Origin of the sequence: Levilactobacillus huananensis, assembly GCF_003946145.1 — a bacterium.
GTDB lineage: Bacteria > Bacillota > Bacilli > Lactobacillales > Lactobacillaceae > Levilactobacillus > Levilactobacillus huananensis.
In genome coordinates this window covers 1-6,639 of sequence record NZ_RHOC01000024.1, presented here as the reverse complement: position 1 = coordinate 6,639, position 6,639 = coordinate 1, and the positions used below count along the sequence as shown (strand labels likewise).

At 37.7% G+C, this 6,639-nt stretch carries 8 protein-coding genes and 1 pseudogene; 4 read left to right on the top strand and 5 right to left on the bottom strand.

All coding sequences use genetic code 11. The annotated features are described in order from the left end of the window. The 3 genes and pseudogenes from EKM71_RS10860 to EKM71_RS10850 all read left to right on the top strand — a co-directional run. Positions 1-508: pseudogene (locus EKM71_RS10860) on the top strand (replication initiation protein); the annotation flags it as partial. Continuing rightward, on the top strand, positions 501-1,073 hold the full coding sequence (locus EKM71_RS10855) for a helix-turn-helix domain-containing protein (RefSeq protein ID WP_125574589.1): 573 nt from the start codon (positions 501-503) through the stop codon (positions 1,071-1,073). The pseudogene EKM71_RS10860 and the gene EKM71_RS10855, both read left to right, overlap by 8 nt. Beyond that, entirely contained in the window at positions 1,061-1,261 is a 201-nt protein-coding gene (locus tag EKM71_RS10850) for a hypothetical protein (protein WP_020090466.1), read from the top strand. Before EKM71_RS10855 ends, EKM71_RS10850 begins: the two co-directional genes overlap by 13 nt. 42 nt (positions 1,262-1,303) lie before the next feature. Here EKM71_RS10850 and EKM71_RS10845 read toward each other — a convergent pair whose 3' ends face one another. The 3 genes from EKM71_RS10845 to EKM71_RS10835 all read right to left on the bottom strand — a co-directional run bounded on the left by EKM71_RS10845 (position 1,304) and on the right by EKM71_RS10835 (position 3,569). Beyond that, positions 1,304-2,638, bottom strand: a complete 1,335-nt coding sequence (locus tag EKM71_RS10845) for a dihydrolipoyl dehydrogenase family protein (RefSeq protein WP_125574588.1) — start codon at positions 2,636-2,638, stop codon at positions 1,304-1,306. A 152-nt stretch (positions 2,639-2,790) separates the two neighbouring features. Further along, a complete protein-coding gene (locus EKM71_RS10840) occupies positions 2,791-3,363 on the bottom strand; it encodes an MFS transporter (protein WP_225416435.1) in 573 nt (190 codons plus the stop codon). Beyond that, the gene (locus EKM71_RS10835; RefSeq protein WP_125574590.1) at positions 3,336-3,569 is read right to left on the bottom strand and encodes a hypothetical protein; all 234 of its coding nucleotides are present in this window, start codon (positions 3,567-3,569) and stop codon (positions 3,336-3,338) included. The genes EKM71_RS10840 and EKM71_RS10835 overlap by 28 nt, the downstream gene beginning before the upstream one ends. Positions 3,570-3,898: 329 nt before the next feature. Here EKM71_RS10835 and EKM71_RS10830 point away from each other — a divergent pair, with 329 nt between their 5' ends. Further along, positions 3,899-4,453 carry a recombinase family protein gene (locus EKM71_RS10830; RefSeq protein WP_011222018.1) on the top strand — a complete coding sequence of 185 codons (555 nt, stop codon included), beginning with the start codon at positions 3,899-3,901 and terminating at the stop codon, positions 4,451-4,453. A gap of 602 nt (positions 4,454-5,055) precedes the next feature. Here EKM71_RS10830 and EKM71_RS10820 read toward each other — a convergent pair. Together EKM71_RS10820 and EKM71_RS10815 are read right to left on the bottom strand one after the other, a co-directional pair. After that, positions 5,056-5,406 (bottom strand): DUF5388 domain-containing protein, encoded by a 351-nt coding sequence (locus tag EKM71_RS10820; RefSeq protein ID WP_011222016.1) that lies wholly within the window; start codon positions 5,404-5,406, stop codon positions 5,056-5,058. Position 5,407: 1 nt separating this feature from the next. After that, positions 5,408-6,208, bottom strand: a complete 801-nt coding sequence (locus EKM71_RS10815; protein WP_011222015.1) for a ParA family protein — start codon at positions 6,206-6,208, stop codon at positions 5,408-5,410. Positions 6,209-6,639: the final 431 nt, after the last annotated feature.

The window sequence follows — 6,639 nt, the reverse complement described above, 5'->3', positions numbered from 1 at the left end:
GTTTGTGGTAAACACCATTTTAAAGGAAGCTGATCTTTTTTGTCCGAACAGCGTTCGGATTAATTTTACAATCTACCAATTACTAGATATGCCCAAAAGTTACTGGAATAGTCCCTCTAACGTCGATAAATTTGTTATAAAACCCATTAAAGAAGAATTAACTCCTTTGTTTAGAGGATTAACGGTTAGAAAAAAATATGGTAAAGGGCGTGGGAAACCAGTTATTGGCTATTCGTTTACCTGGAAACCCGAAAAGAAAGATGCCAATGATTTCTCACAAGGCCAATTACAAGATGAGCGTCAAAAGCTTTTTAATATTCAGCATAATGGTGAATTAACAGAGCAGGAAAAATGGCGCGCCATTGACAAGGTTAAAGGGTTAACTTTAGGCTCTACTGAGAAACAAGCATTGGCTGATAAACAGGCCGAGCACGATAAAAAAATAAGAGATCAAGCAAGACAAGAAGCACTTGCTGAACTCCGAAAGGGGTTTGGAAATAATGCCTAAAACAATTAGAGAACTTGCTGATGAATTGGGCGTTTCAAAGCAGGCTATATGGCAAAAGATAAAAAGAGATGCGTCAATCGATTTACGTCAATTTACATCAACAAAAGGTAATACTGTTTACGTTGATGTTGATGGGCAAAAAGCTATTAAAGCAATGTTCTCAAACAATTCGTCAACAAGATACCGTCAACAAAAAGATGATGTTGACGACAACAAAAAAGATGCGGTTGATGGACAAGATGAAGTGAAATTCCTTCGAAATTTAGTATCAGAAATTCAATCTGAAAAGAAAGAGTTACATAAGTTACTAGATCAGCAACAAAGATTGGCCTTACAGGACAAACAACTGCTCGAAGAATACAAAGCAGAAAACGACAGATTAAAAGTTCTCAAAATGCCCTCACAGGAAACAGAATTCAAACACTTAGACAATCAATATAAAGATGAAGTGAACGGGAACGCTCTTAAAGAGAAGTTGGAAAATTTGCAGGAACAAATCAAAGTTCAAAAAAGGATAGAAGAACAAGAAAAACCAAGAAAATGGTGGGGACTATGGCGAAAATAGATGATTCAGTTAAATTGACATCATTTAAAGGTAATTTATATGATGTGATGAAGTTAATCTTAGCTAAACGTGGGGTAAGTGTAGGACGAGCACGTAATCCTTTACCACATGTAGAAGATGATGAAATGGATCATGTTGAGGTAGTACGGCAACATATTGATGATGCAATTGCTGAATTTACTAAATAATAAAAAAACGCCGAGTCTCCTTAAAAGAGGCTCAGCGTTTTTTTAAATCTGTGACCAGACGTCCGCTCCCAAAGTAGGGAAGAGAGGTACGATGCGGCCTAGTTGTTCAGCTGCATATTGAAACTCAATTGCTGGTAATAAAACGTTAATTGCATCGGCAGCATGTTCACTAACTTCAGCTGCTCCTACAAGATGATGGTCTTGATCGTAAATCAAGGTGTTATCACCAATTGTTTCCTTATCAACTTGGCGGAACCATCCGTCAGGAAGATGATTAGTTTTAATGGTGTAATCAGGATTTTGCTGAGCTTCTTCGACGCTCATACCAACCTGTGCGATTTGTGGTGAGGTAAAGACAATGGTTGGGATGGGCGGATAGTTGATTGCGTCAGTAGTCTTTCCTGTGAAAAGTTGGGTTAAATAACTAGATTCAAAGATCGCAGTCGGGGTGAGCTTAGGCTGTTCTTTATCAAGCACATCACCAGAAGCATAGATGTTATCAATGTTAGTTTGAAGATGATCGTTAACTTCGATCCCGTTAGCATTGTAACTAACGCCTACTTCGTCTAATCCGATGTTTTCGATGTTAGGAATTCGTCCGGTAGCATCCAAAATCCAGTCGGTGGTGAGGGTTTCGTGATCGTTATAAGACACGGTAAAATGAGAACCGTCTTCCTCAAAACGATCCACCTGAGCGTTGTAAATGAACTTCACCCCTCGTTTTTCGAGGTCGGCAATGACTTGTTTTACGTAATCTTGATTAAATTTGCGCAACGCCCGATTATGGCGTAAAAGTACAGTGACGTTCGCGCCGGCAGCATTGGCAATCGTGGCAAATTCCATGCCGATATAGCCCGCGCCAATAATTACGATATTTTCAGGAAGCTGTTTGAGGTTCATAAAATCGGTACTGTCATGCGTAAGTTCTGAGCCCATAACATCTAGATGGTGGGGACGTAGCCCCGTTGCAATCACGATTTTGTCAGCGGTGTAGCGCTGTTGATCCACTTCGATGGTGTGAGCATCAACAAATTTTCCACGACCGTGAATAATTTCGATGTCAACAGAGTCGAGTAAACCAGTAATCATGTCCGGCAAGCCGTCGATGACTTCGTGTTCATGTTCTACATTGGCAGTCCAATCCAGCTTTAAGTCACCATTTACAATGCCATCAAGGCGTTCTTGGTGGCGTAAAAGTTGAACCGGGTTGTCCAGCGTAATTTTCGCGTTGCATCCACGGTTTGGACAAGTTCCCCCGATTTTGTCCGCTTCGATAATGGCGACTTTTTTACCACTATTAGCTAGTGGAACCGCCCCGTCGAAGGCACCATGCCCCGCGCCTAAGTACAAAACATCAAATTGATAACTTTCAGTCATTTAATTACCTCCATCCTAAATTTAGGTGAATAAATAATTACCATTGTTGGCACGAGCATAGCAGAGGATAGGTGCGAGTTGCAAGCGATTGCAACTGAAGAGAACAAAAAGCAATCCTTAACTTTAAATAAGGATTGCTAAAAAATATCTTACTAACGTTTTAATGATTTAATCGATAGCATTGAAATACCACCAATCAAGGAAAAAATAAATGAAACAATAAAAATTCCAGAATAACCAAAAAGACTTATGACGGCAGCGGCTAAAACGGGTGCGATAGCTTGTGTAATTGTATTACCTAAGTTGTAAACACCTAAGAAAAATGCAACACGATTTTGATCGGGGATAACTTTTAAGTTTAATAAATTATCAAGTGCGTTCCATAAGCCCATTCCTAAACCGGCAGCTAAGGCGTAAAGAATAATACCAGTATTATTTCTTAAGAAGAACAGGGAGAGACCTGCAATTGCTAATAAGATAGTTGAGAGACCTACTGGTAATTTCAGTATTTTAAATTTATTAGATAGTGGCCCAGCGACTAATCCCATCAAAATGCCAAAAATAAGCATAATCATGTTAACAAGTTGGATAGAAGATTGAGTTTGATTACCACGATGAAGAAAGTCGGTCATTATATATAAAATGTATCCTGTAATTGCAAAGTTTCCAACTCCCTGAAACATTTTTCCTATAAGAGCTAGGTAGTAGTCACGCCAATTTGCCAAGAAGGAAAAATTAACTTTACATTTTTTAAAGAAAACTTTTCTTTCTTTTTAGTTGAGGTTTCATCTAAATTAGAAGGCTCATGGACAATCAAAGTTGCAATTAATACGCCAGCAAATGTGAATATACCAAAGACTATAAATCCTAGTCGAAACTGGCTAAGGAACAAAGCACCGATAACGTTAAATCCGTTATTACCTAAAGCCATGCCTAGACCACCATAAGCAGAAGAAGCAGTCCCCTTTCCATCTTCAGGTGCAAAGGATAATCCAGATTTAAAAAGCCAAGAGCTAAAAAAGCCCAACAAACTTTACAACAATAATCGTAAAAAGCGCCTAGAAATAGGCTTTTTTTCATGTTTCGACGTTTGAGAAACGCATTCTAAGTCCAGTTTTTATTAATAAATGGGTTAATGTCCGCTAAATGAATATATAAACTGCGTCATAACTTAACAGTTGTGGCCTCTTTTTTGATGCTGTATAATTAAAGGGTTAGAACCGTGTCATTACTTAATGACATAAATAAGGAGATAAAAAGATGAAATATGGCTATGCGCGGGTCAGTACCACTGATCAAAAATTAGCAAATCAAATTGAGTTACTAAAATTGGCAGGAGCAGAAAAAATCTTCCAGGAAAAGTTTACTGGCACAACTACTGAACGACCGGAGTTTCAAAAACTGTTGTGCGTTCTAAAAACAGGCGATACTTTGATTGTCACTAAGTTGGATCGGTTTGCACGGAACACGCGCGAGGCCTTAGCCATTATCCAAGAGTTGTTTAAAGAAAATGTCAAAGTCAACATTTTGAATATGGGCTTAATTGACAATACGCCGACTGGCCAATTAGTCTTTACAATATTTAGCGCCTTTGCGCAGTTTGAACGCGATATGATTGTCACGCGCACACAAGAAGGTAAATTGTATGCCAAGCAACATGATCCGTTGTTTCGGGAAGGGCGACCGAAAACGTATTCTGATGAACAGATCAGATTTGCTTATGAGTTGCGAAAACAAGGCATGACTTATAAGATGATTGAACGAAAGACGGGGATTAGTAAACGCACGCAACAGCGAAGGTTTAAGTCGATTTAAAAATAGGTGTTTTAAGAATTGAATGTTTAATTAATCACGTACAACGGGGATTGCCGCTTTATTAAACAGTTGTGATAGAAATTTATTTAGGGATTTTAGGCACTATTTATACCTGTTGTGCTATTGAGGTTAGTTGTGATAAGGATTAATTTGTACTACAAAAGGCCTACTCAATTGTTAGTTGAGCAGGACTTTTGTGGGTATTTTGATTAGAGCTATTAACCCTATGCTAATTATAAGGCTTAGCTTTCAAATGGAACATACTATTATCCAAATTATGATTTGTTAAGGTGGTGTTGTCATAGTTACTGAATTGAATCAATTGGGCAGAAACAAGAAAAATTTTACAATCTACCACACAACCAAAAAGCCACTCCGAGGTGGGTGGCTTTTTTGAGTAAGTTAAGTGACAGCATTGATTGTTATATGATTGTGTATGTCCTAAATGGACACAAGCAACGCTCCTAAGCAAAGCCTGTATGTAATGATTTCAGAAAAGCCCTCTATTCCGCATAATAGAGGACTTTTTTGTGTGCATTCTGCTTAATTTAAACGGACAAGTATACATCTAAAAGGTGAACGTGTCGTCTGAGAGCACGTGATTATTTACTTTTTACTTTGTTAGCATCGCCGGTTTCCAAAGTCTGTATTTGAGTCGTAAGCGTATTTTGTTCAGACTCAGTTAACGATTCAAAAAAAGTTTTTTGTAATTGGGCTAATCCGTTTTGTTGAGTTGAGCTATACCCTAAAATTACCATAGCTTTCATAAAGTTTTTTAGATGATTGTCAATTCTGAGCGTAGTATCAAAAGTAACACCATCTATTTGTTTAGACTTCGTTTTGTTTGATTCGTTTAGAGAAGATATGGAAATTTCTTTTTGGGGCTGGGGCGCCGATTTTCTAGGAATTATTTTGCTTTTATTTGAGTTAGGATTGTGTAAAAGTTCCACCATGCTAGTCCGCCCTTTCAATAATTTCTTGTGCCACAGAATCGTATAATCTAATTATTTTTTTATCGAACTGATCTTTTAGAAATACACCTCTGATTGAATATCTTTTGATTCTTTCCATATTACGAATTAGGGTTTTTAACATGTTTTCTTTCCCAAATTCTTCTTCTGCTACTTCTAATGTGCTGTGATCAACAGGCGCCCCATTCTTTAATAGCACAGGAAGTATACCGAGTAAATTCAAACTAGGTGCTTCGTATTCATCGATTACCTGTTCCTGTATATATTTTAGAAACGATTCGGCACCCTGAAGACTGTGCTCTTGAGTTTGAAGGATAATCAGAACCCAATCTGAAGCGTATAAGGCGCTATCAGAAATTAAGGAAATAGTCGGTGGCAAATCAAATACCACAAAATCATATTTTTCTTTTAGTGAAGCAAGTAGCTTGCTAAAATATGTAACTCTATCTTTATAATTATTTTTAAACTTTTTTTCCATAATCCGTGGGTACAATGAAAAATCTGCGCTTGATGGAATAAAGTCAATGTTTTTATCCAAAGTAACCAACGATCTTGATAAGTCCTCTTCTTGGATTGATGCAAGCAAGGTTTGATTAAATTCAATATCATCGTGGCCTAAATTAGCCGCGGTTTTAAAGTAAATATCTGTAGCGTTTGCTTGAGGATCGAAATCAATTAATAGCGTTTTTTTACCAGCACGAGCTAGTGCCAGGCATGCAAGCGTGGCATTTGTTGTTTTACCGGTGCCACCTTTAAAATTTCCAAAAGTAATTACTTCACCCATTATACTGACCTCCAATTAAGTATCCTAATATACAAGGATACTTGGATACAAGGATGATAACATACAAAGATACTTGGATACAAGGATACAAGGATACATTTCTTCTCAAAAGCCGTTAAATTAAGATTGACTGCAAGTATCCTAATATACTTAGATACAAGGATACAAGGATACTTAGATACAAGGATATGAATATACAAGGATACAAGGATACAAGGATACATAAAAAGAAATGTTGATTTATCACCAAACAACGAGTAATATTGGTTACATAAAATAGAACATAAAAAAACACCCACCGACGGGAATCGGTGAGCGCCACATAAAAGTCAACTCATTTACTGACTATTATATCATGGCCGGTGCGATTTTTAAAGCCCTAGGGGACAAGCTGGGGTCTAAATCCAAGGGGACACGTTTGCCAGTGCGAC

Coding starts and splice junctions, on each gene's coding strand:
- EKM71_RS10855 (WP_125574589.1), top strand. CDS start 501: ATGCCTAAAACAATTAGAGAACTTGCTGATGAATTGGGCGTTTCAAAG.
- EKM71_RS10850 (WP_020090466.1), top strand. CDS start 1,061: ATGGCGAAAATAGATGATTCAGTTAAATTGACATCATTTAAAGGTAAT.
- EKM71_RS10845 (WP_125574588.1), bottom strand. CDS start 2,638: ATGACTGAAAGTTATCAATTTGATGTTTTGTACTTAGGCGCGGGGCAT.
- EKM71_RS10835 (WP_125574590.1), bottom strand. CDS start 3,569: ATGGCTTTAGGTAATAACGGATTTAACGTTATCGGTGCTTTGTTCCTT.
- EKM71_RS10830 (WP_011222018.1), top strand. CDS start 3,899: ATGAAATATGGCTATGCGCGGGTCAGTACCACTGATCAAAAATTAGCA.
- EKM71_RS10820 (WP_011222016.1), bottom strand. CDS start 5,406: ATGGTGGAACTTTTACACAATCCTAACTCAAATAAAAGCAAAATAATT.
- EKM71_RS10815 (WP_011222015.1), bottom strand. CDS start 6,208: ATGGGTGAAGTAATTACTTTTGGAAATTTTAAAGGTGGCACCGGTAAA.